The following is a 26,504-nucleotide window of genomic DNA, read 5'->3' on the forward strand; positions in this document are numbered from 1 at the left end:
TGCCGTCATTCATTTAATTGGGTCGTGCACCGTGACCAAACGGCTACCGTCAGTAAAAATTGCTTCAACCTGAACATTTGGAATCAGATCAGCCACGCCGTCCATCACATCATCTTTCGTGAGAACTTTACTGGCTTCTTTCATCACATCTTCTACAGATTTGCCATCTCTGGCCCCTTCCATTGCAGTCACTGTGATAATAGAAACGGCCTCTGGATAATTGAGTTTCAAGCCACGCGCTTTACGTTTGAACGCCACATCAGACAGCGTGTAGATCATGAGCTTTTCAACTTCTCTTGGGGTGAGCTGCATAAGCCCTCCTGTATCGTGTTAAAAAAGTGAAAGTGAGAAAAACAACCTACTGAAGACGACCAATAACCTCAGCGGTACAGTTGATAATCACAACTGTGTTTAGCGGGGTTATCCCGTCAGATTTATTTGTGTGATGATTTGTTCGGGTAGGTATTTTTTACCGCTTTTAGTTATCTCAATCAATAGTGAAAGAGTGTTCATTAATAATTTCTTACTAAAACAGAAAAGAATAGCTGCCTTTATCCACAGTAAAAAATATAGAGGGAAATCGATTAATCGTTTGCGTTCTATAGCTAATATCATAGCTACTAAATCCCTGTATTTAACACCAAATTTCGGCCTATTTTTTATAGCAGAGATGTCTATAAATCAATATTTTGCTATAAAAAAATCATCTCTAACCAATATAGACCAAAACCTGAAAAATTCATTGTTAATTGAAAATTTAATAAAAATGGCCTTACAAAGCACAGGTGATATTGAAAATAAAGCAATAATATCAACATGTTATAGATAATAGTGAGTGAGTTTATATTTGTCGCGAATAAAGATTTTACGGTATTTAAATAGAGGGTTTATGCTAAAAAAATCTTTAGGATAAAAAGCAGGCAGAATGAATCACAAGGGGTATCAACCTTGTAAAATGGTGTATAAAAACACATGACAACATTTGAGATATATCTTGAATTAATTTTATACCCATTACAAATTAATATTCACCGGCACATCACCACAATGATAAAACTTTATCCATTCGTTATGTTAACAGTTATTCCCTCTCTCTGGCAGGTAACAGTTTTCAACTATTTGAAAATAACATGACCTTGGTCAAAATCTTTATAATCTTATGTCTATAAAAACCACCTATTCAGTCAGCCATTATTCCTTTATTATTTACTCCCTATTAATTATAACCAAATTCAACCTGTTTTTATCATGGACAAACCGAGATGAGGTTTCAGTTCTGGCCGCGAATAACGTGGTTTTTCATGCTCTCTTTCGGGTATCCAGATACGTGAGCACACTTTCTCCAATAGAGATTTATTGTGACTGAACACAATTAACCCTAACGGGCGGCGAGTCGCCTCCTCCAATAAGACTTGCCAAATTTGTGCCTGAATATGAGCATCCAATTGCGCGGTGACTTCATCGGCAATCAAATAACGGGTTCGAGGATCCAGCGCTCTTAACAAGGCAATGCGGGCTAATTCCCCGCCAGATAATTCATCGGGCCTCCGTTTTAGCCAAACCGGATTAACCACCATTCGCTCAAGCCAGTGTGCATCAGGCCACCAGGCATCATGCAAACTCTCACCTGTTGTCCGATAAGGATTGAAGCTTTGTTCGGGATGCTGAGGCACTAATTGAACCGGGCAGTAGCCCTTTTTAGCCAGGGGGACATTATTCATTAAGATTTGCCCTGACATTGCCGACTGCCATTGTGCCAACACCCGCCCCAAGGTGGTTTTGCCAAAACCACTGGGTGCTGAAATCCCCAATCGTTCTCCCGGTTTCAACGAAAATGAGACCGCATCCCACAGCCGTTTTCCCCCTTGCTCAATAGTCAGATTATCGACACTAAACATATTCTGCCACCTCCGCTGGTGATATCGGCTGGCTGACAAATTGCTGCTCCGGCAATGCCGCCCATAGTGATTGCAACCACGGGCTGCCGCCGCTATTTTTTAGCTCATCGGCACTCAATGTTTCGTGTAATTCGCCTTTATGTAACACCGCAATTTTATCGGCAAACCGTGCTGCCAGCGCCAAATCATGAGTGACCCATAAAATACCGCGCCCTTGCTGGCAAAAAGCCCGTAAATGGGTCAGTAGCTGGCAGGCGTGTTCATCATCCAACCATGAAGTCACTTCATCAGCCAAAATATAGCGAGCATTAGTCAGGGTGGCACAACTGGTCAGCACTCGTTTTGCCATACCGCCGGAGAGTTGACGCGGAAAGTCATGTATCAACCCCGGTGCGAGATTATAGGTTTGCAGTTGCATCGCGACATCTTCCAGCCGCAGTTTTACACCGCTGAGTTGGGCTGCGCGGGTCATTTGCGACCCCACTTTTATCAGGGGGTTCAAGGCACTAACACCTTGAGGAACATAACATAATGTTTTGCCGCGCCGCTCAATTTTGTCTTGAGCGCACAAGACTTCTCCATCCAGAATAATCTCGCCATGGCAACGCATGTTTTCCGGCAGCAACCCCAGTGCACTTTGCAATAGCAAGCTTTTACCCTCACCACTGCCACCGACAAGCGCGACTAACTCCCCTGGGTTCACCTCCAAAGAAATGTTACTCAATAAAGGATGCCAGCTTTTTCGACCAAGCCAGCGATAATGGGCAACATCAATAGCAAATTTTGAAAATCTCAACATCAGGCTATCCTCACCCAGAGTTGTTGCAGTGATCGGGCAAACTGGTCAAATATTAGTACCAACCCAACCAAAATCAGGCCTGGGAAAAATGCCAGCCACCATGCTCCGCTGCTCAGATAACGAAGTGCATCGGCCAATAAAATCCCCAATGACGGCTCATGAGGCGACAACCCAAACCCCAAGAAACTGAGTGCCGCGCTGTGCAACACTGCATGGGGGAACATCAGCAACGTGCCAACAATCCATTGCGGTAGTAATAACGGTAGCAGATGATGACGCCAACGGTAGAAATTACTATTACCTAAACGATGTGAAAGCATCACATAATCAGTTTCGCGAATACGCAAAATCTCGGCGCGCAAAATCAAGGCCAGTTTCGGCCAGTGAGTTAATGCCACCGCCAAAATAACGCCATGCTTTCCTCCCCCCAAAGTGAAACAAATCAGTACCAGTAACAGTAAATGCGGCAAGGCCAACATACTGTCAACCAAGCCACGAATCAGATAATCCAGTGTTTTATTGATTGAACATAAACTGGCAGTGATCATCGCCAACAAGCCACTGGCAAAGGCAGCAATCAAGCCAATTTGCAGGCTGGTGGTCATCCCCTGAAAACAACGCAACCACAGGTCACGACCTAAGCTGTCTGTTCCGAACCAATAGGCCAATGATGGCGGCTGGCGGCGGGCCATTAAATCCATTGGGATTTCAATAGGGTATATCGCCCAGCCATAGATAACTAAAATGGCTAATAGTGCCAATGAAACAAAAAGCCGAAATAAAGCTCGGTTTGGGTTATAAGTCATAATTGCCGCGCAGCCCCCCTATTCAAGCGGTGTAATAGAGCATTGGCAATGCTGTTCCCGCAAAAGACCAAGATGGCGCAAAACATAACAATCCCCATCAATAACGGAATATCGCCGTGTAACCCGGCATCAATGGTTGCCTGCCCTAACCCTGGGTAGGCAAAGACTTTTTCTGCTAATAAAGAACCGCCCAATAATTCACCCACCGAAGCAAATTGCAGACACAGCGCCGGGGTAATGGCATGGCGTAAAATATGGAAATTGACCAAGGGCCAGCCTTTATCCCCTTGTGCTTGTGCATAGCGAATAAACTCGCTGTTCATCACTTCAGCGACTTTGGCGCGGGTATGTAGCGCAATATTGCCAACCCCCAATAGCCCTAAGGCTAACATCGGCAAAATAAGATGGTGCAGTTTGTCACTCCAACTGGCGGTTTCCGCATTACTCCCAGGGGTCCATGCACAGCAAATGGGGGCCCAATTCAGTTTTACTGCAAATAATGACAACAGTAATAAACCAATCCAGAAAGTGGGTAATGATGCTAATAAATAGGACAGACTTGAAAGCACACGATCCGGCCAGCGGTTTAGGTAGCGCCCCGCGGTCAGCCCCATCAATAACCCGACAATGCCAGAGAATAACCAAGCAGAAAATAGCAATGCGAACGAGGTAGCAAAACGCTCGCCGATGACCTGTGAAACCGGCGCGTTGTACAACATCGAATAACCAAAATCCCCTTGTAATACTTGAGTAAACCAGTGCAGGAAACGCTGCCACAAAGGTAAATCCAGCCCCCAACGTGCAGCAATCAGTGGATACTGCTCCGGTGGAACATGCAGCAAATCACTACCAATATAGGCGCGGATTGGGTCAACTGGGGAGAAACTCAGTAGCGTAAAGGTGCCTACTGCCGTGACCAACAGTAGGCAAGCTAAACGCAGAGTAAATAACGAAACCCCTTTCATTACTGACAGGTCCATTTCCAGCTATCGAGGCTATTGAGCAGCGACCACGAGCCGTGAATTTCTGGCGCTCCCTTGCCTAAATCGACACATTTATTCGCCAGATAAGTATGCTGAATATTCAGTAACCATGCCCATGCCGCATCGCCACGAATACCGGCACCTGTCGTCCCGTCCCAATCCACTTGTTGCCAGAACGGCACGGCTTGCTGCCAAGTTGGGGCATCCAGCGCTTGTTGCAGATGTTTATCCACCACCGGATTTTGATAGTAGCCAGGATTATAATATTCCACCCCTGCCGCTTTGCTGCTGTAATGGTGATACAGCTCCATCGGGTCGAGGCTCCCCCAACCAAACAGAGTAGGATTGGCATGCATATTTCGTTCTACGGTTTCCCAACTACCGGATTTCAAATCAACCTCAATACCGATAGGTTTGAGCATGGAACGTATCGCCTGCGCCAAGTCGCGGCGAGTGGTATCCCCACTGGTATACCAGAGGGTTATTTTGGCCGGAACGCCATTTTTCTCTCTGATACCCGCACTGTTTAGCTTCCAGCCAGCTTGTTCCAATATCTGTTTGGCTTTTTCAATATCACCGTCTTTGATGGCAGAATCCGGATTATTCCATGGCAACCCCTGCACACCGGTATAGGCGGGGATTGCATGACCTTCCATGATTTGGTCAGCCAACAGTTGGCGGTTGATGGCATAGTTAATGGCACGGCGAATCGCGACATCCGCGGTGACATCATTCCCAATCGGGTAACCGTGCGCATCCTTTTTACCCGCCGGTACGGTCGGGAATACAATGCCCCGATTTTCTACACTCGGCCTGACCCATAACTTCATATTATTAACCGGGCCAACCGCCATGGATGGAGGAATACGGACGACACCTAACTGTCCACTTTGAGCTGCGGCAAAAGCACTATCTTCATCAAGGAAGACAAAAATCAGCTTATCGAAATCATTTTTGTTGCCCGCATAGTAAGGGTTCGCTTCGACAATCATTTGTTGGCCCGGCTGGAAGCTCACTAAGCGGTAGGGGCCAGCACCAATAGGTTTTTGTGCATAGGTTTTTGCATTGTATTTATCTGCTGAAACAATACCCAACGAACCCAAAACATTCACAAAGGTACTTTGGGGCGCTTTCAGTTGAATACGAACATTAAGAGGGTCAATTTCTTCTGCGCTGAGGAAGTTACCCATATCAACTTTGCCGCCACTGGCCGCCGCATTATTGTAAGTAAACACCACATCTTTGGCTGTCAGAGGTGAGCCGTCGGAGAATTTAAGGTCGGGTTTAAGTGTTAGTGTCCAAGTTTTACCGTCATCACTGGTTTGATAGTCACTCAGCAAAAAGCTATTCCAACTGAGATCTTCATTTTGTTTAAGTAACGGGCTATGCAGCAACAGATAACTCCCATGGCTCCAGCCGAGCATGGGGTCAAAACCTTCGGTCGGCTCGTCACCAATAGCCAGTTGTAGTGTGTGAGTTGTGGCACTGACTGGAACAGAAAAAGCACTTAATAAAGCCGCTGTCAGCAAGGTATTTCGGAGCCATAGACGTTTAGACATGAATCATCCTTTGATAAATTAGCTAGCGAATATAGGGCATTGCCTGTCAGACAAAGATTCAACAAGTAATTAAGCGTAGCACTAAACATTAATATGGGTAACGAACACATTAATTAGCATTAACGACTGATTTTCACCTAATTTATTAGTGTATTAAAGCATTTATGTGACAAATGTCAGATTTAGATGAGGAAAATCAAAAAAAACAAAGACAGAAATAAAATGTATTATAAATAAAATTGATCTACATCTATAAAAGTCACAAAAAAATAGAGAGATCAAAAGGGTAGGAATAATCTTTCCTCTGTGGATTAACAATAATATTTGCCTATTAGTCACTCCCAACCAAGAGACTCAACCTATTAGTTAGGTTGCTTACTAATTAAACGCATTTAATCACAGTGATGAATAACATTTCAATCCCTTTGGGAACCCTCATTTATTCAAAATGATCAGCAAGAGCAAAAAATAATAACCCCCCCCCGGTCATACACGATTATCCGTTAATTGAAACTTATCATAACCGGAGTGAGAAGAGAGTGATTAAGTAGACATTCCTGGGCATAGGGATGTCTTTAGTGCCTAATCTAAAAGCAATTATCTTTTATTTGCGGCGCTTGATTGAACAAAAAACAACCATGTAATTGCTCACAGGAAATTAAAACGATCGGCTGAATACAAAAGGCGGGCTCTGATTGTATGAATATTGGGAAGACGGGTAAACTCCCAAGTTAAGGAGGGCATTTGTGTGCAATTCCCTCCGCGTAATTCGCTTGGATTAATCTGTTGATAATAAATATTAACATTATGAAACTATTTAATAGTGGCTCATATTAAGCATCTTAATATAGCGCGAATATATGGGGTTCAGGGTCAGAGATAGAAAAACTTACTGTGAAGTTTGATACGTCATTTCGTAAAAATAATCACTAAATGGCAGCTCATAAATAGCATGAGTACTTTCCAATAGCGGAGCCAACCCCCTGGACTCGCAGCGTCTGGAGTCTTCAGTTGGATATTCGCGTTGGCAGTAACCCCGAGGACTATCAATAAAATTCATTTTTGGGGTGCGTTTGAGCACCAACACTTTCCCCTCGCTAATACCCACCTGAGGTTCAATGAAAAAGAAGCTGAATTGTGATACCAGCGCAGTGATGCTAATAGCAACCACAACCACCCACAGATAAACAGAACGCATACAGAATCCCTGCAATGGACTAAACCGCTACTACTCTACCAGCTACCCCATAATGAGTGCCAAGCATAATAGCGGTAATAGCAATGATACACAGGAAAGAAAGGCAAATTCAGATATGGCAACCACAGCTAATCGTATCGCCGGTTGTATCAGCCAAACCATTCAAAGACAGCCCCTCATCACGCCACCCCGTCACCCCGCCTATCATCTCTTTAACCCTATAACCACATTGGCTAAGCTTGACTGCCGCACGGTGAACCCCGTTGCAATGTGGCCCGGCGCAATAAATGACAAATAATGTTTCCACTGGGTAATGAGAAAGCAAAGCCGCATCCATTAATCGGTGGGGAATATTGATGGCGTCTGGCACATGTGCCAACGCAAATGCGGCCTCATTGCGCACATCGACCAAAACAAAGTCCACTGTCCCCTGTTGCTGGCTGGCGTAAACATCCGAACAATCAGTTTCAAATACCAAACGCTGAGAAAAGTGCTGCAATGCCCGTTCAGGAGAGGCGGGGGAAGTCTGGCTCACTAAACTGCTCATATGATGTCTCCATTAAATATTCTGAAACATCACTTTATGAAATGACGTAAGCCAATTACAGTGGCAGAAATGACAATAAACCATTGAGATCCGCCAAATGAATCATTTAGCTGCCCATGGCCCTTCCCATCGAGTGAAGCAAGCCCCCGGTCTGGTGGCCACCTTGGCTTATGACGGCCTGTGCTTGTTTGAGTTTGGTATTGCGCAGGAAATATTCGGTCTGGCTCGCCCTGAATTTGACTTCCCTTGGTATCAACATCAAGTCGTTGGTGTTGATAAATATATTTCCACGGCCAATGGCTGCTTACACATTCAAGTTGATGCAGGAATAGCGTTGTTGGAACAGGCTAAAACCATTGTCATTCCCGGCTGGCGCAGCCCCGATGCTCTCCCATCACCAGCGCTGATTGATGCATTACAGCAAGCGTTCGCACGCGGCACACGTATTATTTCTATCTGTTCCGGTGTCTTTGTACTGGCAGCGGCGGGGTTATTGCGAGGTAAAAGCGCTACGACCCATTGGCGCTATAGCGAGTATCTGGCCCAGCATTATCCCGATATTCATGTCGATGCAAATGTACTGTATGTCGATGAAGGGCAAATTATTACCTCGGCAGGTAGCAGCGCCGGTATCGACGCCTGCTTACATCTGATCACCCGTGATTTTGGCACCCAAATCGCCAATCAGGTGGCACGGCGGTTAGTGATGGCCCCACAACGCCGCGGTGGGCAACAGCAATTTATACCCACGCCGGCCGTCAAAGAAACCCACCGCGATATAGCAAAGTTGATGGAACAAGTACGCGAAAAACTGGATAAAAATTGGTCAATTAATCAGATGGCAGCACAGTTGGCGCTCAGTGAAAGAACCTTTTTGCGGCGTTTTTATGTCGCAACCGGTCAAACCCCTAAAATTTGGTTACAACACGAAAGAATGCATAGAGCGAAGGAATTATTGGAAAGGGATCAAATCAATATTGCTGACATAGCCGAACATTGTGGATTTCAGACTATTGAAGGTTTTAGAAATGCATTTCGCCAAATAGTGGGCATCACACCCGCAGTTTATCGGCGGCAGTTTAAATATTCGGAATAATAAAAAAGCCACATTCAATTAAGAACATGGCTTTCTATTACAGCGAAACGTGTATTACAGCAGTGTAAATTACAGTGCGACTACGTTTACAGCTGAAGGGCCTTTCTGGCCTTGCTCGATGCTGAACTCTACGTTCTGGCCTTCATCAAGAGTTTTGTAATCAGTACCCTGGATTGCAGAGAAATGTACGAATACATCTTTGCTGCCGTCTGCCGGAGAAATGAAACCAAAACCTTTACCTGCATCAAACCATTTTACTAAACCAGTCATTTTAGTAGACATAGAGATATTTCCTTCATTATTTTGTGCCAATACGTGGCAATTGAGGTCTGTTTATCAAGAGTTACTTATGGGGGCACTAAAGAAGGAAATTCGTCGGAGAAGTGATGTCTAAAAATATCGCTTTAACTAGGAACTGCTTTACTTAAATGGCTTACATAAATAGGTCTGTGCTACAAACCGATAATGCTATTAACGCACGCTAAGATATTAATAGCAAGGCTTATTTATTTCAGGGATTAATGAAAGATTGAAAAAAATTGTGATAAAACATCACAGTTATGTTGCTGATACCTGCAATGCAAGACACATTCTAGCGGGTGAGGTTATGCTCAGATTTCGCTATACTGCCACTGAAAATCGGAAGCCGTCATAAAGGAAAAGCAATGACAATGCGTGAGATTGAAGTCAAGTTTCTTAATGCAATGAGTGAGTTGCAGTCAACTTTTGAGAAGCAACATCAGACATGGCAAGCCAGTTACAACGCGCTGCAACATGAGCTGGAGCAGTCAAAAGCACGGGAAACAGCATTGCAGGCTAAGAATGACATGCTAATGAGAAAGCTTAACACCGCGAATACCTTGCCCGAGCAACATTCGCTGGTGAGGCAGATCAAAATGCTGGGTGCTCACTTGGATGCCCTGGCGAAAGATGCCGCCGCGTTTAACCACCATCTGAATAATCAGCAGAAAAATAGTGATAATTTCAGTGGTAATAATCAATAATCACTTCGTTGATTTATCGAGGACGGCGATTTAACAGCCAGATAATTTTACGTTGTCAACTTCACCTTTTAGGGCGCAAAGAAACACTACATGACGTGGATAATTATTGCTGTTTTAATCGTGGTTTTTATTGTGGGTTATCGTGTAATGACCTCCGATACCCGCAAAGCCGTGGATACACTGGCTAATTTACTGAAGATAAAACCGATTTATATTGAATCAATGCTACAAGAGATGGGGCAGCGCCAAACACAAATGTTCATTCGCTCCACCAGCAATGGTTATGCCGAAGATGTCAGAAAAGCGGCTTATTTGGTCTTTATCTACCAAACCTTTATCAAAGACCCTTCCGACGAAAATGTGATGCAGTGGCGAAATACGCTGGTTCGCTCGCATATATCCCCCATGCTAACTGCCGAACATACTGAAGCGGCTTTGTTCTATTTTGCTGAGCTGGATTTAGATGCCTTTGAATTAGCGCAATTTCGCCGCAATTATAATCTGCAATTTAACCAAGAAGCAGACGCCGTGCTGCATTGATGATGGCATTACGGCGCACTGAAATAGCGTGCGGCAAAGATAGGGAAAATTTACGGGAACATGCTGTTCAGGTAGCGCAATAACATTTCTCTAGAGCTAAAACCGTGGGCAATACCGTAGCGATCTTCCGTTTCTCCAGCAAGATAAAGCGGAAACTCGAGATACTTATCACTGATACGAAGTGTTGCCGTGGGCGTGGCAAACAACAAACTTTTCTCTTTTTGCGCCGGGTGGATAATCAATGCTGTTCTGCCCATGCGGGCTTCCCGGTTGACATAAACGTAATGCTCCGCTTTCCGATAGCCGTAAGCTTGATCAACCGTATAATCCCGCTCAAAGCCTGCATTTTCCAAGACTCTAGCCACTTCATCTGGCCGTAAATACATTTATTTCCCCTCTTTTTAACTACTATTGAGCGACCTTACCGTAATAAATAAGGGAAACCACGTCTTTATTGGCTCAAACCGACTATTTCAGAATAGTCTACCCCCCATCAAACCGGATAGCGTTATCTCGCCGCTGTTGTTGCTGTAATAACCGCAATATAAGCAACACGCCGAAAGCCACCATCAATGCTGCCCCCAGATAAATCGCTGATATACCGAATTGGCCGATGGCCAACCCCGCCAATGGGCCAGTAATCCCCAGCCCCAAATCAAGAAATGCCGAATAAGTGCCGAGCGCAGTTCCTTGATTCTGCGGTTCCACTTGTTTAACCGCTTCAACCCCCAAGGCAGGAAAGACCAACGAGAAACCCGCGCCGGCTAAAAACGCGCCGAGCTGAACCATCCAAGATGCGTCCGCCCCCCCAATCAGCAACAAACCGACGATTTCTATCAGGAAAGAAACCAAAGTGACTTTCAAGCCCCCATGGCGATCAATACAATTGCTGAATAACAACCGGATTCCGACAAATGCGACACTGAACAAAGTCAGAGAGAATGCGGCACCGCCCCACCCTTTGTCGGCATAGAATAGGGTAATAAAGGTCGCAATCACCCCGAAGCCCACAGTACCGAAGCCCAGCCCCAGACCGTAAAGCCAGATTTTCCCCAGCACGGCGCGAAAAGCAATGCGCTTACCCGTTGCCACCGAAACTGCTGCTTTACGGCGGGCGAGCACCAACGCCAAGGCCACTGCCAGGCAGATAAGCCAGGCGATACCCGCTAATCCCCAATGCAGATTAAGATACACGCCGAGCGGAGCACCTATGGCCATCGCGCCATAAGTCGCCACACCATTCCAGGAAATAACCCGTGCCGTATGTATTGACCCCACAACGCCCATGCCCCATAAGGTTGATCCTGTGCTGGCAAAGCTTTCCCCCACGCCCAGAAAAAAGCGGCCAATCACCAGCATCAACACACTGATTAATGGCAAATTATCCAACCAGAAAGCCAGTCCACAGAATATCCCGCTCACCCCGCAGCAACTCAAACCGAATAACACCACTTTCTTCGGCCCTAATAAATCAGCATATCGCCCGGCATGTGGGCGACTGACCAGAGTGGCAAAATATTGTGCGCTAATCACCAAACCGGCCAGCAATGATCCGTAGCCTAAATGGTTATGGACAAATCCAGGTAATACCGCCAGTGGTAAGCCAATGGTGAGATAACAGACGAAAGTAAAAATAACAATCGAGAGAATACGTTTATTGATTTGGCGAGTGCTCAATGGCGCACTATTCGCCACCACGGGGGCTGAATCAGCAGACATAGACAGGGCTCAAACAAATAAGAAAGTGCTCTCACCATACGCTGATAAGCTTGCGGGCTGAATCAGAAATGTCCCCCCAAAAAACCTATGAGCAACAGAGCCATCAATCACTATAAAGGTGAACGGTGCGATACCAGCAGTTGAAAGAGAGAAATGACATCAACGAACCGTTCAGCTAATAATAATCTCCCTCCAGCCGCATATTTTGCCTTGAGACTAAATGACAGAATCAGTGAGAAACAGCACACAGGCGAGTAATACACCACACAGAGTCATCACACTGAAAATCAGTTCAAACAAATAGCGATTGATCATGATGGTTAGCCTATAAAAAAAGACACCCGGTATTAACCGGGTGTCTGGAATTGGCTCGACTGTGCGGGGCAGTGTCGCCCGCATTCCGGCGTTATTATGCAGCTGGAGCAGTTACTGATTTTTTAGCGGCTTTATGATGTTTTTTAGCAGCTTGTGCTTTTTGAGCAGGTGCTTTTTTCACATGTTTTTTAGCGGCCTGTGCTTTCTGAGCAGGTGCTTTTTTCACATGTTTTTTAGCGGCCTGTGCTTTCTGAACAGGTGCTTTTTTCTCGTGTTTCTTAGCGGCTTGTGCTTTTTGCTCGGTAGTTTGTTTAGTTGCTTTGTGTTTTTTATGATGAGTTGCTTTAGCTGGTGCCGCTTTTTCTGCAGCTGGAGCAGCAGTAGTGCTGGTTGCAGCTGGTGCTGCTGTAGCGGCCGCAGTTGTTTCGGCAGCGAAAGCAACAGAAGACAGACCCATGGTTGCAGCAACGATCAGCGCTAATACTTTTTTCATTTTAAAATCCTCAGAGTTTGTTTCGCTAAGCCCCCGGTGGGGCCGTTGGAAGAATCATAGAGGAATGGATTTTTTCTTTCCGTGAGTCATTGGTTTCGCTGAGTAACCAAATGTACAAAGCATGTTCTGGCTATTTATACTTTACATAATTCGAGTTGCAGGAAGGCGGCAAGCGAGTAACAAATCGGTCGGGAACCGATTTGAACAGCATTCATGCTAGCCCGTAGGGTGAGCCTCAAGAATGAGGCCCATTAATCCCGATGAGTTGACGCCAGTCAATGATTCGGTTGCGAGAGAGCAGCCAACACGCATGCAGCTTGAAGAATGATGAGTATATTACCTATTCGGATTACTCCTGAAGCTGATTTACCGGTGCTGTGATGGTCTACGCTTAATGTTCATCAAACAGAACGGAGAATCAAATGTTCAAGAAATCAGAAAAAGTGGAAAGAGATCTCGATCAGGATGTGACCCTTCTGGCGGATACTCTCGACGAAGTTTTGCGCTCATCAGGTGACAAAACAAAAGAGGAACTCACCAAGGTGCGCCACAATGCTGAAGGGGTTTTACGCGATGCCCGAGCACGTTTCAGCGGCTCGACCAGCTTGAAACAACATGCCCGTGATGTTGCCGGTAATGCCGATAATTATGTCCATGATAAACCTTGGCGAGGTGTCGGTATTGGTGCTGCGATAGGCTTGGTACTGGGTGTGCTACTGACTCGCCGCTGATATCTCTTTGCTGGCCGATAAACCAACAGCCCACTCCCCTCATTGCTGTGTCTACTGTGGTTTTGCTGTTTGTTTATCGGTGGCCCGAGTGATATTCACGGCGGGCTAGTTTTTTATAACGCCGGTATCTTATGCTCCCGCTAAAATCACTTTCGCCAAGTTGGCTACCTGTTTGTCAACTTCTGCTTCAGAAATAAAATTGGTAAACCCCATCAGCAGTGCATTATCCACCCGGCTATTTCTTTGTAATGCCCAATCTGATACTGCTTCAATCGCCAACCCTTGGCGTTGTGCATTTGCGGCCACCATGCTGTCGGAAAAACGCCGTTCCAGCCGAGCCAACAATTGAATTCCGCCCGCCTGCTGCTCAACCTCGACCACCCCCGCCAGTTGGCGCATTAGGCTGGCTGCCAGCATTTCACGGCGCTCAGCATACAAATGGCGCATGCGTTTAAGATGGCGGTAAAAATGTCCCTGATGAATAAACTCCGCCACACTGGCCTGTATCAGTGGTGGGCTGGCACAGCTACGCAGTTGGCAACGGTGATTAAAAACAGCCACCTGTTCAGGCGGCACCACCAGATAGGCCAGTCTTAGCGCAGGAAACATCACTTTACTGAATGTACCGGCATAAAGTACTCGCCCATGTCTATCCAGGCTTTTCAATGGGGGAAGTGGCCGCCCCTGATAGCGAAACTCACTGTCATAATCATCCTCAATGATCCAAGCTTGTTGTTGCTCGGCCCACTCCAAGAGAGCAATGCGCCGCGCCAAACTGAGCGCCACACCCAGTGGGCTTTGATGCGCCGGAGTGATGATAGCGAAACGTGCATTTGGGCAATCATTGATTGCGGCCATCACATCCATACCATCACTGTCGACATTGACTGGGTGCGGCAGCAGCCCAGTTTCACGGATCAATTGCTGAGTCGCGGGATATCCCGGGTTCTCCAGCCAACCGCAATCGCCCGGATTCAATACCGTATTGACCACCAAATCCAGTACAGACTGATAACCCGAGCAAATAAATACCTGTTCCGGTTGGCAGCTAATCCCCCGAGATAACTGCAAATAATGGGCGATGGCCTCACGTAAAGCCGGTAATCCAGCTGCGGGAGGGTGTCCGAGAGAGAGGGTGGTCAGATTATGTAATTGTTTGCTCATAAGCCGCCCCCATTGCGCTCGCGGGAAAGCATCCAGCGCCGGTAGCCCCAGTTGGAAGGGCCGCGCCATCATGCGGTCGGCTGATAAAGAATGGTTAATCACTATGGGGGGGTCGCACGGTTCTACAATATTTAGGGGTGATAGAGGAGCATCGAGTAATTGAGCGGAAATATAAGTCCCCCCCTGCCCACGGCTTTGTAAAAAGCCTTCGGCAATTAATTGTGCATAGGCATTTTCCACTGTTCCCCGTGCGACCCCCACCTCACTGGCCAGCACTCTCACTGACGGCAAGCGCGTATCCGGCAACAATGTGCCCTGAACTATTGCATCTTTAATCCGTTGATAAATCTGCCGATATATCGGTTCATTGTGTTGGCGATCCAGTTTAAATAAATGTGAAAATTCTTTCATCATGGCCCAACAAAATAAGTCATTTATGGCCCTATAGTATAGGCCATAGTGTTGTTAGAGTAGCATCCATTGAATAGCTAACATCACAGGTACATATCATGGTTGAACAACGTCTTTATTTTTCCGAACTCTCACCGGCCACCTACAAAGCATTAGTCAGCGCCTCTCTGTCACTTGATAAAAGTTCGTTGCCAAAAACGCTGATTGAATTGATTTTTATGCGAGTATCACAAATTAATGGCTGTGCATTTTGCCTGGATATGCATGGCAAGTTCTTGCGCGATCATGGTTTCGACAACGCCAAAATGGATGTCATCGCGGGTTGGAGACTCAGCAATCTGTTTAGTGAAACTGAGCGCGCCGCATTAGATTGGGCGGAAGCGGTGACTCACATCACCACCAGCGGCACACCTGACAGCACATTTAATGCTTTGAAAGCGCATTTTTCTGATGCCCAAATTTCTGACTTAACTTTCGCTATCAGCATAATGAATGCTTTTAATCGATTAGCCGTTAGCCTGCGCCAGTGAACACCCATCCCCCCCAAACCCGGCGATATAAATATTTTTATCCTGTTGACTATTATCAAACTCTGCCGCCAGCCCCGTGCTGGCAGTCTTGTCTCTAAATTTCCTCTCTCCACCGAAAATAACTACATATAGTGTGGTTGAATTAAGCAAACACTAGATATAGTATTTGATTTATCACCTGCGAGAATGAAATCGGGGTTGATAATCAAGGACAGGTCGTCACTGCACACGAACAACCTGGCTAATTCCACCTTTCCTCAACACAAAAGGTAAATGCGAATCATGAGTATTATTATTTACAGTAAACCCGATTGTGTCCAGTGTAATGCCACCTATCGTGCATTGGACAAACAAGGAATCACTTATCAGGTCATTGATTTAACTGAAGATTCACAAGCTTTAAACCATGTAAAATCTTTGGGTTATCAGCAGGTTCCGGTAATTATCGCGGGTGATGAGCATTGGTCTGGTTTCCGCCCTGACAAAATAAATGCATTGGTTCAGGCGATCGGTGCCTGATGAGGGCAACACAATGAATCCGTTGGTGTATTTCTCCAGCTCGTCGGAAAATACCCACCGTTTTGTCGGAAAGTTGGCACTCCCGGCAATACGCATTCCCATTGCAGGGGCGCGGGAAAAATTACGGCTGGAGCAGCCCTATATCTTGTTGGTACCCAGTTATGGCGGTGGCAGCCCAGTCGGAGCTGTGCCTATTCAGGTCATTAGATTTCTGAATGATCCCCATAACCGTTCATTGATTCGCGGTGTCATTGCTGCGGGTAACACTAATTTTGGCGACGCCTATTGCCTGGCAGGGAAAATTATCTCCCAAAAATGTCAGGTTCCTTATCTGTATCGCTTTGAGCTACTGGGTACAGCAGAAGATGTGGTCAACGTGCGCAAGGGAGTAACTGAATTTTGGCAACGACAAAATTGAAAATCACCGATCCATCCAACAGTGAGCTTGATTACCACTCACTGAATGCGATGTTGAACCTCTATGATGCTGACGGACGGATCCAGTTTGATAAAGACCGCCTGGCTGCACGACAATATTTCTTGCAACACGTTAATCAAAATACGGTGTTCTTCCATAATTTACAGGAGAAACTCGATTATCTGGTTGAAGAAGGATATTACGAAAAAGAGGTACTGGAGAGGTATGATTTCAGCTTTATCAAGAGCTTATTCCAACAAGCCTACAGTAAAAAGTTTCGCTTCCCGACCTTCCTTGGCGCGTTCAAATACTACACCAGCTATACCCTGAAAACTTTTGATGGCAAACGCTATCTGGAGCGTTATGAAGACCGAGTTTGTCTGGTTGCCCTGACATTAGCTGCCGGTAATCAGCAAGTTGCACGGGATTTAGTTGAAGAGATAATCTCTGGCCGCTTCCAACCGGCCACTCCCACCTTCCTCAATTGCGGTAAGAAACAGCGCGGTGAGCTGGTTTCCTGCTTCTTGTTGCGCATTGAAGACAATATGGAATCCATTGGCCGTTCCATTAACTCAGCGCTGCAATTATCTAAACGCGGCGGCGGTGTCGCTTTCCTGCTGACCAATATTCGCGAAGTCGGTGCGCCGATTAAACGCATTGAAAATCAGTCATCTGGCGTGATTCCCATCATGAAAATGCTGGAAGATGCTTTTTCTTATGCCAATCAACTGGGTGCTCGCCAAGGTGCTGGGGCGGTCTATCTCCATGCTCATCACCCCGATATTTTACGTTTTCTCGACACCAAACGCGAAAATGCCGATGAAAAAATACGGATAAAAACCCTGTCTCTGGGGGTGGTGATTCCGGATATCACCTTTGAGCTGGCGAAGAATAATGAAGAAATGTACCTGTTTTCGCCTTATGACGTCGAGCGGGTTTACGGTGTCCCTATGTCTGAAATCAGTGTCAGCGAAAAATACCGCGAAATGGTTGATGACAAGCGCATCCGCAAAAGCAAAATCAAAGCGCGTGAGTTTTTCCAAATTCTGGCAGAGATCCAGTTTGAATCCGGCTATCCCTATATGATGTTTGAGGATACCGTGAACCGCGCCAACCCGATCAAAGGCCGGATCAATATGAGTAACTTGTGTTCAGAGATTTTGCAGGTGAATTCACCAACTGAATACAACGACGACCTTAGCTATCGCCATATTGGTAAGGATATCTCCTGTAACCTTGGTTCGCTGAATATCGCCCAAACCATGGATTCACCAGACTTTGGTAAATCGATTGAAACCGCCATTCGTGGGCTAACAGCGGTCTCTGATATGAGCAATATCCGCTCAGTGCCATCGATTGAAAAAGGTAATCAGGAATCCCATGCCATTGGCCTTGGGCAAATGAATTTGCACGGCTATTTAGCGCGCGAACGTATTTTTTACGGCTCAGAAGAAGCATTGGATTTCACTAATATCTACTTCTACACCGTGGCCTATCATGCCATTCGTGCCTCCAATCAGTTGGCTATTGAGCGCGGCAGCCACTTTAAAGGCTTCGACCAATCAACTTATGCTTCGGGCCACTATTTCAACAAGTATACAGAACAGAGCTGGCAGCCTAAAACAGCCAAAGTACGTTCGCTGTTTGCAGAGGCCGGAATTTCCGTTCCGAATCAACAAGATTGGGTTGCACTACGTCAGTCAGTCATGGCACACGGGATTTATAATCAGAACTTGCAGGCGGTGCCCCCGACGGGATCTATTTCGTATATCAATCACTCGACATCCAGTATCCACCCGATTGTCTCCCCGATTGAGATCCGCAAAGAGGGCAAAATTGGCCGCGTGTATTACCCTGCGCCTTATATGACCAACGATAATCTTGAATATTATCAGGATGCTTATCAGATCGGGCCGGAGAAAATCATCGATACCTATGCCGAAGCCACTCAGCATGTTGATCAAGGGCTGTCACTGACCCTGTTCTTCCGTGATACCGCCACGACCCGCGATATCAATAAAGCGCAGATATACGCCTGGAAGAAAGGCATTAAAACTATTTATTACATCCGACTGCGTCAGATGGCGCTCGAGGGCACGGAAGTTGAAGGGTGTGTTTCCTGCTCACTGTAATACGCATCACTGAATAAACAGAATCGGGTTAATAAGGAATTGTCTATGAATGCAATAAAAACGACAAAACACGTCAGCGCCATCAATTGGAATAAAATTGAAGACGATAAAGACTTGGAAGTCTGGAACCGCCTGACGGCTAATTTTTGGTTGCCGGAAAAAGTCCCGCTATCCAATGATATTCCCTCTTGGGCCAAACTCACAGCCGAGGAGCAACAGCTGACTATCCGCGTTTTTACCGGCCTGACGCTGCTTGATACGATTCAAAATACCTTGGGCGCACCAGCGCTGATCAAAGACGCAATCACTCCCCATGAAGAAGCGGTATTTTCCAATATCAGCTTTATGGAGGCGGTGCATGCCCGCTCTTATAGCTCTATATTTTCTACCCTTTGTTCAACACCTGATGTAGACGAGGCCTACCGCTGGAGTGAAGAAAATATCGCGCTGCAAAAGAAAGCCAATATTATCCTTGAGCATTATAATAATGACGATCCGCTGAAGAAGAAGATTGCCAGTGTATTTCTGGAATCATTTCTATTCTATTCCGGCTTCTATTTACCTATGTATTGGTCAAGCCGCGCCCGATTAACCAATACTGCCGACCTGATTCGGTTAATTATTCGTGATGAAGCCGTTCACGGCTATTATATCGGCTATAAATTCCAGAAAGGATTAGAGAAAGTTGATATTAGCCGCCGTCAGGAGATAAAGAATTTTGCCTACAATTTGCTGCAAGATTTATATGACAATGAAGTGCGCTATACCGCCGATCTTTATGATGGTGTCGGCTGGACAGAAGATGTCAAAAAATTCCTCCATTACAATGCAAATAAAGCATTAATGAATTTAGGTTATGAAGCCTTATTTCCCGCCGACCAGGCTAATGTCAATCCAGCTATTTTAGCGGCACTATCGCCAAATGCTGATGAAAATCACGATTTTTTCTCCGGCTCAGGATCATCGTATGTTATCGGTAAAGCGGTCAATACTGAGGACGAAGACTGGGATTTCTAAGCTTTCTTAACTTGCATATTCTCCCCCTTGTTCACTCGCATAACAAAGGGGAGTTAACCCCATTTTCCGCCGTGGTGAACAGGCCAGTTTCAACCAGTAAAATCTAAATTCTCATTGAATCCCCCATTGGGCTACAGGCCAGAGTATCAGGGGGATTCAGCGCTATCCTTTAAGGGAATACCCCCCTTAATAACATAGGAAATATATTGCCGATATATGGGTAATATTCGCACTATTAACTGACAAATTAGCCATTGTACTCACAAGCAATATTAGCCAACTCATCAAAAATCAAAAACCACAATATTAACGCAAGTAAATTAACCAGTTGAAAAGATATATATTGAGCTGAGGGCGGCCGCACAATTGATTATAAGGATATTGAGGGTTGTCTCAGATTCTCATTGTGTTAGGGTATATGGCGCTCTATTTTTTCATCAGGATAATATTGATCGAATAAAAATAATTCAAAATTGACAGAGGAATACACCAGCTGCATGGCAATTAAACTCGAAGTAAAGAACTTATATAAAATATTTGGTGAGCATCCAGATCGAGCTTTTAAACTACTTGAATCAGGTAAGAATAAAGAGCAGATATTTGCCAAAACTGGTTTGTCCGTTGGCGTTAAAGATGCCAATCTGGCCATTGAAGAAGGCGAGATATTCGTCATCATGGGGTTATCCGGTTCCGGTAAATCCACCCTGGTACGCCTTCTCAATCGTCTGATAGAACCCACCCGTGGTGAAGTGCTGATCGACGGCGAAGATATTGCCAAAATATCTGATAGTGCCCTGCGCACCGTACGCCGTAATAAGATAAGCATGGTCTTCCAATCCTTTGCATTAATGCCCCATTTGAATGTGCTTGATAACACCGCATTCGGTATGGAATTAGCGGGCGTCCCGCAACAGGAACGTCACGAAAAAGCTTTAGAAGCATTACGTCAGGTGAGTCTGGAAAGCTACGCGCATTCTTATCCCGATGAGTTATCCGGCGGGATGCGTCAGCGTGTGGGTTTAGCCCGCGCCATGGCCAATAACCCCGATATTCTGTTAATGGATGAAGCTTTCTCGGCGCTCGACCCCTTAATCCGTACCGAGATGCAAGATGAGCTGGTCAAGCTACAGGCCAAACATCAACGCACTATCGTCTTTATCTCTCATGATCTGGACGAAGCCATGCGCATTGGCGATCGCATCGCCATTATGCAAGGCGGCGAAGTGGTACAAGTCGGGACACCGGATGAAATCTTGAATAATCCGGCCAATGACTATGTACGCACCTTCTTCCGTGGCGTCGACATCAGTCATGTCTTCAGTGCCAAAGATATCGCGCGCCGCCGCCCGGTATCCTTGATCCGCAAAACGCCGGGTTTCGGCCCGCGTTCGGCATTAAAACTGCTTCAGGATGAAGACCGCGATTACGGCTATGTGCTGGAACGCGGGCAGAAGTTTATCGGCGTGGTATCGATAGATTCACTGAAAAAGGCATTGGCAGAGAACCAATCGCTGGATAGCGCCTTATTGGCAGATCCGGCACCGGTTCCCGCCGACATGCCCCTCAGTGAGCTGATTTCACTGGTTGCACAGGCCCCGTGCGCGGTTCCTGTGGTCGGTGAAGACAGCAGTTATATCGGTATTATTTCCAAAGCCATGCTGCTGCATGCTTTAGATAAGGAGACGCCAAATGAGTAATCAAATCCAAAGCGGCACCCCCGTAGACAGCAACCCTTGGGCAACGGAAGCGGCAACATCAGCAGCACCGGTAGCGGCCGACTCTACCTCTCAGACCTTGTCAGCGGCTGCTGACCCGTGGGGAGCCAGCATGGCCGAGGGTAGCCATGCCGCCAGCAGTGCCAGCCATGAGGTTGCTTCTCAGGCCGTACAGAGCCAAGCCGCACAAAGTACCGATTGGCTGAACAGCGCTCCCGCGGCCGTTCCTGAACATTTCAGCCTGATGGACCCGTTCCATAACACTTGGGTGCCACTGGATTCGTGGGTCACCCACGGCATTGATTGGGTAGTGCTGCATTTCCGCCCGCTGTTCCAGGGCATTCGTGTGCCGGTTGACTTTATTCTCAGCGGCTTCCAACACCTGTTGCTGGGCATGCCAGCACCGGTGGCGATTCTGGTTTTCGCTCTGATCGCGTGGCAGTTTTCTACCTTAGGGATGGGCGTGGCGACATTGGTCTCCCTGATTGCTATCGGCGCTATCGGCGCATGGTCGCAAGCCATGGTGACATTGGCGTTGGTTCTGACCTCGCTGTTCTTCTGTATCCTTATCGGGCTACCGCTCGGGATATGGCTGGCACGCAGTAATAATGCCGCACGAATTATTCGGCCATTACTGGATGCGATGCAGACTACACCGGCCTTCGTCTATCTGGTGCCGATTGTCATGCTGTTTGGTATAGGTAATGTGCCCGGTGTGGTAGTGACCATTATCTTTGCCCTGCCGCCCATCGTCCGCCTGACTATTTTGGGTATCAAGCAGGTGCCGGAAGACCTCATTGAGGCGGCTGAATCCTTCGGGGCCAATCCACGCCAATTATTGTTCAAAGTACAGTTACCACTGGCGATGCCGACCATCATGGCGGGTGTCAATCAGACCTTAATGCTCGCATTGTCGATGGTGGTTATTGCTTCAATGATTGCCGTTGGTGGATTGGGCCAGATGGTGCTGCGCGGTATTGGTCGCCTTGATATGGGGCTAGCCGCTGTCGGGGGTGTCGGTATCGTGATTTTGGCAATTATTCTTGACCGTCTGACTCAATCATTAGGTCGTGACCGTCGCAGCAAAGGCATTGGCCGCTGGTATGCTACCGGCCCTATCGGGCTGCTGACCAAACCATTTTTAAAAACCAAGTAATTTCAACTTATTGCGCTGAATTTAAGCGTAATTGTCGCAGACAGTTTGGACACGGACAGCGCGCAATCACCGCAGCGTACACGCAGTACGTGAGGATGATGAGCACTGCCCTGGTTCAAACTGGCAAGTAAAATAGCTTAAAAGGGGAAAATTATGCGTAAGACAGGAGTTTGGGTGTTAGCCCTCACCACACTAATCAGCACTCAGTTATCCGCCGCTGAGTTGCCGGGCAAAGGCGTCACTGTCCAACCTCTGCAAAGCACTATTTCAGAAGAAACTTTCCAGACCTCATTAGTCAATAAAGCGCTGGAAAAACTGGGTTACGACGTCCAGCCGACCAAAGAAGTTGACTACAATGTCGCTTATTCTTCTATCGCCGCAGGTGATGCCACTTATTTGGCCGTCAACTGGGAGCCGCTGCATAATGACCAATACGCAGCCGCCGGTGGCGATGCGAAATTCTACCGTCAGGGCAACTTTATTGAAGGGCTGGCACAAGGGTATTTGATTGACAAAAAAACCGCCGATAAATACCACATCACCAATATTGAGCAGCTAAAAGATCCGAAAATCGCCAAATTGTTTGATGCGAATAATGATGGCAAGGCCGATCTCACCGGCTGTAATCCGGGCTGGGGTTGTGAAGCCCCGATTAACCATCAGATTCAAGCTTATGGTCTGAGCGACACCGTCACTCATAATCAGGGTAACTATGCCGCGATGATTGCCGATACCATCACGCGCTACAAAGAAGGTAAGCCAATCCTGTATTACACCTGGACGCCGTATTGGGTCAGTGACGTGCTGGTTCCCGGCCGTGATGTTATCTGGCTACAGGTGCCGTTCTCTTCTCTGCCGGACAAAACGATCGACACTCAGCTTTCTAACGGTGCGAACTACGGCTTCCCGCCGAGTGTGATGCATATCGTCGCCAACAAAAAATGGGCCGAAGCTAACCCTGCTGCCGCCAAACTGTTCTCCATCATGAAATTATCAATCAATGATGTGAATGCTCAGAACATGCGGATGCATGCCGGTGAATCTTCAGATGCCGATATTGAACGCCATGTGAATGGTTGGATCCAAGCTCATCAGACGACCTTTGATGGCTGGGTGAAAACTGCGGCTGAAGCCGGTAATGCTCAAGCAGCACAGTAAGTCATGTTAAACAGATACTTTCGGGTATCTGTTTTTTCTTATCTGGCGGGAATTCCCGTAAACGGATGATTTCTCACCCAATGTTCAGCAATATCCTGCCGCCGACACACCCACACCCGCTCGTGTTGCGCGATATAATCCAAAAAGCGCTGTAATGCACGAAAGCGCCCTGGCCGCCCTAACAAACGGCAATGCATCCCCACCGACATCATTTTTGGCGCAGTTTCCCCCTCCGCGTACAGCACATCAAAACTGTCTTTTAAATAAGTGTAAAACTGCTCACTGGAATTAAACCCCTGCGCGGAAGCGAACCGCATGTCATTGGTATCCAAGGAATAAGGCACAATTAAATGTGGAATCACCGCCCCACTAGCACTCTGAACTTGCATCCAGAAGGGCAAATCATCGCCATAATAATCACTGTCATACAGAAAATTGCCATTATCCACCACCAGCCGCCGGGTATTCGGGCTATCACGGCCGGTATACCAACCCGACGGTGACTGACCAAACAGGTCGCGCATCACCGCAATCGCCTGCTGCATGTGCATCAATTCTGTGTGTTCATCAATATGTTGATAGTGCAGCCAGCGCCAGCCGTGGCAAACCACATCATAATCCGCCGCCTTAATTGCCTCAACAATCAATGGATTACGCGCCAATGCCATTACCACGCCGAACACGGTCAGGGGCAAGCCGCGGCGGGCAAACTCTTGATGAATTCGCCAGAAACCGGCTCGCGTGCCATATTCGTAAAGTGATTCCATCGACATATGCCGAGCGGCAAAACTCTCCGCGCCGATAATATCCGAGAGAAACTGCTCCGAGCCCACATCACCGTGCAGGACATTGTTTTCTGCCCCTTCCTCAATATTGAGTACAAACTGCACGGCAATTCTTGCTTGCCCCGGCCAGTGAACCACAGGAGGCTGCCCACCATAACCGGCTAAATCTCTTGGATATTCTTGGCTGAAATCAGTCTCGCGCATTGGTACATCCCATTATTGTCTGCTTATTGATTGAAGCGGTTTATTCATAGAAGCTATTCATTAAAAATGCTGAACATCCCTGATAACGGCTTAGTGACCGGGAAATCCAAATCGCCGTGTTTACTGGTGGAAAGCCCTAGCACCACCAGCGATTCCACCATTTTGACTGCCGCACTGACACCATCAATCACCGGAATGCCCAACTCTTGCGTCAGTTCTCGGGCTAAATCCGCCATCCCTCCACACCCCAACACGATTGCGCCGCTACCATCTTGTTGCTTCGCTTGTATACACATTTCCCGCACTTTCTGTTGTGCTAACCCGCTGCCATCTTCCAGCGCCAACACCGGCAGATTAATCGCGTGCAATGCAGCACACTGATGCTCAAAACCATATTGCTGCAATAAATGACGGGCGATAATCAATGTTCTCGGTAAGGTGGTGACAATAGAAAAACGAGTCGCCACCAGTGTGGCCATATGCATGGCGGCCTCCGCGATACCTATCACCGGCGCACGGGCTAACTCACGGGCAGCCAGTAATCCAGGGTCACCAAAACAGGCAATAATATGACCATCAACCCCCGCCGCTCGCCCTTGCTTCACTTGCTCCAAAACGCCGATCGCCGCAATGGCCTCATCAAAATGCCCTTCGATAGACGGCACACCTTGTGAGGGGCAGACCGCAACAATTTTCGTGCCCGGAGCTGCAACCTGTGCCGCGGCCTGACCGATAGTTTGAGTCATGGCTTCACTGGTGTTGGGATTGATCACCTGAATAACTAGAGACCGTGACAATGGCAAAGTCATAACAACTCCTGAGCGGGTTTCCCAGCACTAACATTGGAAAAAATACGATTGAAATCAGGGGCGTGACTGTCTTTCTCAGTAAAATGCAAACTGGCGACAATCTCATCAAAATGCTGTGCCATTCGGCTCGATAAACTGGCCGCATCACCTTGCTTGAGCAACTCCACCAGCGCGTGATGGTCATGGCAGCGGCACCCTTGCTGCCACGGCGCACCATAAGCCGCAATCACCAGCGAGGAACGCAATGTCAGTTGCGAAACCATTTCGGTCAGCACGCCATTGCCCGCAATAGCTTGCAGTTGAAGGTGAAAAAGCGCGGATAGACGTATAGCGGCCGCGCCCTGATAATCCTGATGCGCCTGCTGTTCATCACGGAGGATCTGCTCCAATGCGGCAATATGCAGCGGCTGGCACTGAGACACCACGGCAGGTAAATTGGCGCACTCCAAAATACGGCGGGTATTAAACACATCCCGCGCTTCTGCAATACCCGGCGTAGTCACTTGTGCACCACGTTTGGGCATTAATGTCACCAATTGCTCCGCCGCAAGGCGTTGCAATACACTGCGGATCCCCGTCCGGCTAATGCCAAACACTTCTGCCAACGCCACTTCTGGTAATTTACTGCCCGGCAATAATTGGTGCTCAACAATGGCCGTGACCAACGCGTTATAGATATGATCGTCTTGAACATCAGTAAAATAGGCGATTTTCCGACCATCCCATGTAATCATTCTTATCTCTCCGTATACTTTTTAGTCATCAAATCGTACACATAAAAATAGATTCTTTGTATAC

29 protein-coding genes are annotated in these 26,504 nt (G+C 47.0%); 13 read left to right on the forward strand and 16 right to left on the reverse strand.

The features are described from left to right. Positions 1–9: 9 nt before the first annotated feature. Positions 10–312, reverse strand: coding sequence for an urease subunit gamma (locus tag DX162_RS01270; RefSeq protein WP_002215288.1), 303 nt, complete (start codon positions 310–312; stop codon positions 10–12). A 193-nt stretch (positions 313–505) separates the two neighbouring features. Here DX162_RS01270 and DX162_RS22245 point away from each other — a divergent pair, with 193 nt between their 5' ends. Continuing rightward, positions 506–829 (forward strand): hypothetical protein, encoded by a 324-nt coding sequence (locus DX162_RS22245; RefSeq protein ID WP_157132444.1) that lies wholly within the window; start codon positions 506–508, stop codon positions 827–829. 403 nt (positions 830–1,232) lie between these two features. Here DX162_RS22245 and DX162_RS01280 read toward each other — a convergent pair whose 3' ends face one another. The 7 genes from DX162_RS01280 to DX162_RS01310 form a co-directional block, all read right to left on the reverse strand. Next, positions 1,233–1,898: an ATP-binding cassette domain-containing protein gene (locus DX162_RS01280; RefSeq protein ID WP_115155827.1), complete on the reverse strand. Its 666-nt coding sequence runs from the start codon at positions 1,896–1,898 to the stop codon at positions 1,233–1,235. Continuing rightward, positions 1,891–2,697, reverse strand: a complete 807-nt coding sequence (locus DX162_RS01285) for an ATP-binding cassette domain-containing protein (RefSeq protein ID WP_004390389.1) — start codon at positions 2,695–2,697, stop codon at positions 1,891–1,893. The genes DX162_RS01280 and DX162_RS01285 overlap by 8 nt, the downstream gene beginning before the upstream one ends. Then, positions 2,697–3,503, reverse strand: coding sequence for an ABC transporter permease (locus DX162_RS01290; protein ID WP_032819777.1), 807 nt, complete (start codon positions 3,501–3,503; stop codon positions 2,697–2,699). Before DX162_RS01290 ends, DX162_RS01285 begins: the two co-directional genes overlap by 1 nt. Next, entirely contained in the window at positions 3,500–4,468 is a 969-nt protein-coding gene (locus DX162_RS01295) for an ABC transporter permease (protein WP_072076328.1), read from the reverse strand. The genes DX162_RS01290 and DX162_RS01295 overlap by 4 nt, the downstream gene beginning before the upstream one ends. Continuing rightward, a complete protein-coding gene (locus DX162_RS01300) occupies positions 4,468–6,045 on the reverse strand; it encodes an ABC transporter substrate-binding protein (protein ID WP_032819775.1) in 1,578 nt (525 codons plus the stop codon). The genes DX162_RS01295 and DX162_RS01300 overlap by 1 nt, the downstream gene beginning before the upstream one ends. Positions 6,046–6,934: 889 nt before the next feature. Further along, positions 6,935–7,243 (reverse strand): hypothetical protein, encoded by a 309-nt coding sequence (locus DX162_RS01305; protein ID WP_004390387.1) that lies wholly within the window; start codon positions 7,241–7,243, stop codon positions 6,935–6,937. A 109-nt stretch (positions 7,244–7,352) separates the two neighbouring features. Beyond that, positions 7,353–7,790 (reverse strand): rhodanese-like domain-containing protein, encoded by a 438-nt coding sequence (locus DX162_RS01310; protein ID WP_004390386.1) that lies wholly within the window; start codon positions 7,788–7,790, stop codon positions 7,353–7,355. Between the two features lie 97 nt (positions 7,791–7,887). On the opposite strand from DX162_RS01310, the gene ftrA reads away from it, so the two are divergent. Further along, a complete protein-coding gene (gene ftrA / locus DX162_RS01315; RefSeq protein ID WP_004390385.1) occupies positions 7,888–8,886 on the forward strand; it encodes a transcriptional regulator FtrA in 999 nt (332 codons plus the stop codon). 69 nt (positions 8,887–8,955) lie between these two features. Here ftrA and cspE read toward each other — a convergent pair whose 3' ends face one another. Further along, a complete protein-coding gene (gene cspE / locus DX162_RS01320; protein WP_032816455.1) occupies positions 8,956–9,168 on the reverse strand; it encodes a transcription antiterminator/RNA stability regulator CspE in 213 nt (70 codons plus the stop codon). A gap of 383 nt (positions 9,169–9,551) precedes the next feature. On the opposite strand from cspE, the gene DX162_RS01325 reads away from it, so the two are divergent. Continuing rightward, positions 9,552–9,890: an MbeD/MobD family mobilization/exclusion family protein gene (locus DX162_RS01325; protein ID WP_032819774.1), complete on the forward strand. Its 339-nt coding sequence runs from the start codon at positions 9,552–9,554 to the stop codon at positions 9,888–9,890. 90 nt (positions 9,891–9,980) lie between these two features. Continuing rightward, complete coding sequence (locus DX162_RS01330; RefSeq protein ID WP_004390382.1) at positions 9,981–10,430, forward strand: DUF1198 domain-containing protein; 450 nt, start codon at positions 9,981–9,983, stop codon at positions 10,428–10,430. Positions 10,431–10,480: 50 nt separating this feature from the next. On the opposite strand, the gene DX162_RS01335 is transcribed toward DX162_RS01330, so the two are convergent. From DX162_RS01335 to asr, 3 genes are all read right to left on the reverse strand, one after another. Further along, entirely contained in the window at positions 10,481–10,816 is a 336-nt protein-coding gene (locus DX162_RS01335; protein WP_004390381.1) for a DUF2002 family protein, read from the reverse strand. A 97-nt stretch (positions 10,817–10,913) separates the two neighbouring features. Continuing rightward, positions 10,914–12,149, reverse strand: a complete 1,236-nt coding sequence (locus DX162_RS01340) for an MFS transporter (protein WP_004390380.1) — start codon at positions 12,147–12,149, stop codon at positions 10,914–10,916. A gap of 409 nt (positions 12,150–12,558) precedes the next feature. Beyond that, entirely contained in the window at positions 12,559–12,957 is a 399-nt protein-coding gene (asr, locus tag DX162_RS01345) for an acid resistance repetitive basic protein Asr (RefSeq protein ID WP_004390378.1), read from the reverse strand. A 422-nt stretch (positions 12,958–13,379) separates the two neighbouring features. Here asr and DX162_RS01350 point away from each other — a divergent pair, with 422 nt between their 5' ends. Then, the gene (locus tag DX162_RS01350; RefSeq protein WP_004390377.1) at positions 13,380–13,688 is read left to right on the forward strand and encodes an ElaB/YgaM/YqjD family protein; all 309 of its coding nucleotides are present in this window, start codon (positions 13,380–13,382) and stop codon (positions 13,686–13,688) included. Positions 13,689–13,817: 129 nt separating this feature from the next. Here the strand turns inward: DX162_RS01350 and pdxR are convergent, their stop codons facing one another. Continuing rightward, the gene (pdxR, locus tag DX162_RS01355) at positions 13,818–15,266 is read right to left on the reverse strand and encodes a MocR-like pyridoxine biosynthesis transcription factor PdxR (RefSeq protein WP_004390375.1); all 1,449 of its coding nucleotides are present in this window, start codon (positions 15,264–15,266) and stop codon (positions 13,818–13,820) included. 95 nt (positions 15,267–15,361) lie between these two features. Here pdxR and DX162_RS01360 point away from each other — a divergent pair, with 95 nt between their 5' ends. From DX162_RS01360 to proX, 8 genes are all read left to right on the forward strand, one after another. Then, complete coding sequence (locus DX162_RS01360; RefSeq protein ID WP_004390374.1) at positions 15,362–15,793, forward strand: carboxymuconolactone decarboxylase family protein; 432 nt, start codon at positions 15,362–15,364, stop codon at positions 15,791–15,793. A 282-nt stretch (positions 15,794–16,075) separates the two neighbouring features. Further along, a complete protein-coding gene (locus DX162_RS01365) occupies positions 16,076–16,312 on the forward strand; it encodes a redoxin NrdH (protein WP_004390373.1) in 237 nt (78 codons plus the stop codon). 13 nt (positions 16,313–16,325) lie between these two features. Beyond that, entirely contained in the window at positions 16,326–16,730 is a 405-nt protein-coding gene (nrdI, locus tag DX162_RS01370; RefSeq protein ID WP_004390372.1) for a class Ib ribonucleoside-diphosphate reductase assembly flavoprotein NrdI, read from the forward strand. Beyond that, on the forward strand, positions 16,712–18,862 hold the full coding sequence (gene nrdE / locus DX162_RS01375; protein WP_032819773.1) for a class 1b ribonucleoside-diphosphate reductase subunit alpha: 2,151 nt from the start codon (positions 16,712–16,714) through the stop codon (positions 18,860–18,862). The genes nrdI and nrdE overlap by 19 nt, the downstream gene beginning before the upstream one ends. Before the next feature lie 45 nt (positions 18,863–18,907). Then, complete coding sequence (gene nrdF / locus DX162_RS01380; RefSeq protein WP_004390370.1) at positions 18,908–19,879, forward strand: class 1b ribonucleoside-diphosphate reductase subunit beta; 972 nt, start codon at positions 18,908–18,910, stop codon at positions 19,877–19,879. Positions 19,880–20,376: 497 nt separating this feature from the next. Beyond that, complete coding sequence (gene proV / locus DX162_RS01385) at positions 20,377–21,576, forward strand: glycine betaine/L-proline ABC transporter ATP-binding protein ProV (protein WP_004390368.1); 1,200 nt, start codon at positions 20,377–20,379, stop codon at positions 21,574–21,576. Next, positions 21,569–22,750, forward strand: coding sequence for a glycine betaine/L-proline ABC transporter permease ProW (gene proW / locus DX162_RS01390; RefSeq protein WP_032819772.1), 1,182 nt, complete (start codon positions 21,569–21,571; stop codon positions 22,748–22,750). The genes proV and proW overlap by 8 nt, the downstream gene beginning before the upstream one ends. Positions 22,751–22,903: 153 nt before the next feature. Continuing rightward, the gene (gene proX, locus DX162_RS01400; protein ID WP_032819771.1) at positions 22,904–23,908 is read left to right on the forward strand and encodes a glycine betaine/L-proline ABC transporter substrate-binding protein ProX; all 1,005 of its coding nucleotides are present in this window, start codon (positions 22,904–22,906) and stop codon (positions 23,906–23,908) included. Positions 23,909–23,946: 38 nt separating this feature from the next. On the opposite strand, the gene puuE is transcribed toward proX, so the two are convergent. The 3 genes from puuE to DX162_RS01415 are packed head-to-tail and all read right to left on the reverse strand — an operon-like array spanning position 23,947 to position 26,440. Beyond that, a complete protein-coding gene (puuE, locus tag DX162_RS01405) occupies positions 23,947–24,897 on the reverse strand; it encodes an allantoinase PuuE (protein ID WP_004390365.1) in 951 nt (316 codons plus the stop codon). A 53-nt stretch (positions 24,898–24,950) separates the two neighbouring features. Further along, positions 24,951–25,706 carry an allantoin racemase gene (hpxA, locus tag DX162_RS01410; RefSeq protein WP_115155829.1) on the reverse strand — a complete coding sequence of 252 codons (756 nt, stop codon included), beginning with the start codon at positions 25,704–25,706 and terminating at the stop codon, positions 24,951–24,953. Beyond that, positions 25,703–26,440, reverse strand: a complete 738-nt coding sequence (locus tag DX162_RS01415; RefSeq protein WP_004390363.1) for a GntR family transcriptional regulator — start codon at positions 26,438–26,440, stop codon at positions 25,703–25,705. The genes hpxA and DX162_RS01415 overlap by 4 nt, the downstream gene beginning before the upstream one ends. Positions 26,441–26,504: the final 64 nt, after the last annotated feature.

Origin of the sequence: Yersinia kristensenii (assembly GCF_900460525.1) — a bacterium.
Classification (GTDB): domain Bacteria; phylum Pseudomonadota; class Gammaproteobacteria; order Enterobacterales; family Enterobacteriaceae; genus Yersinia; species Yersinia kristensenii.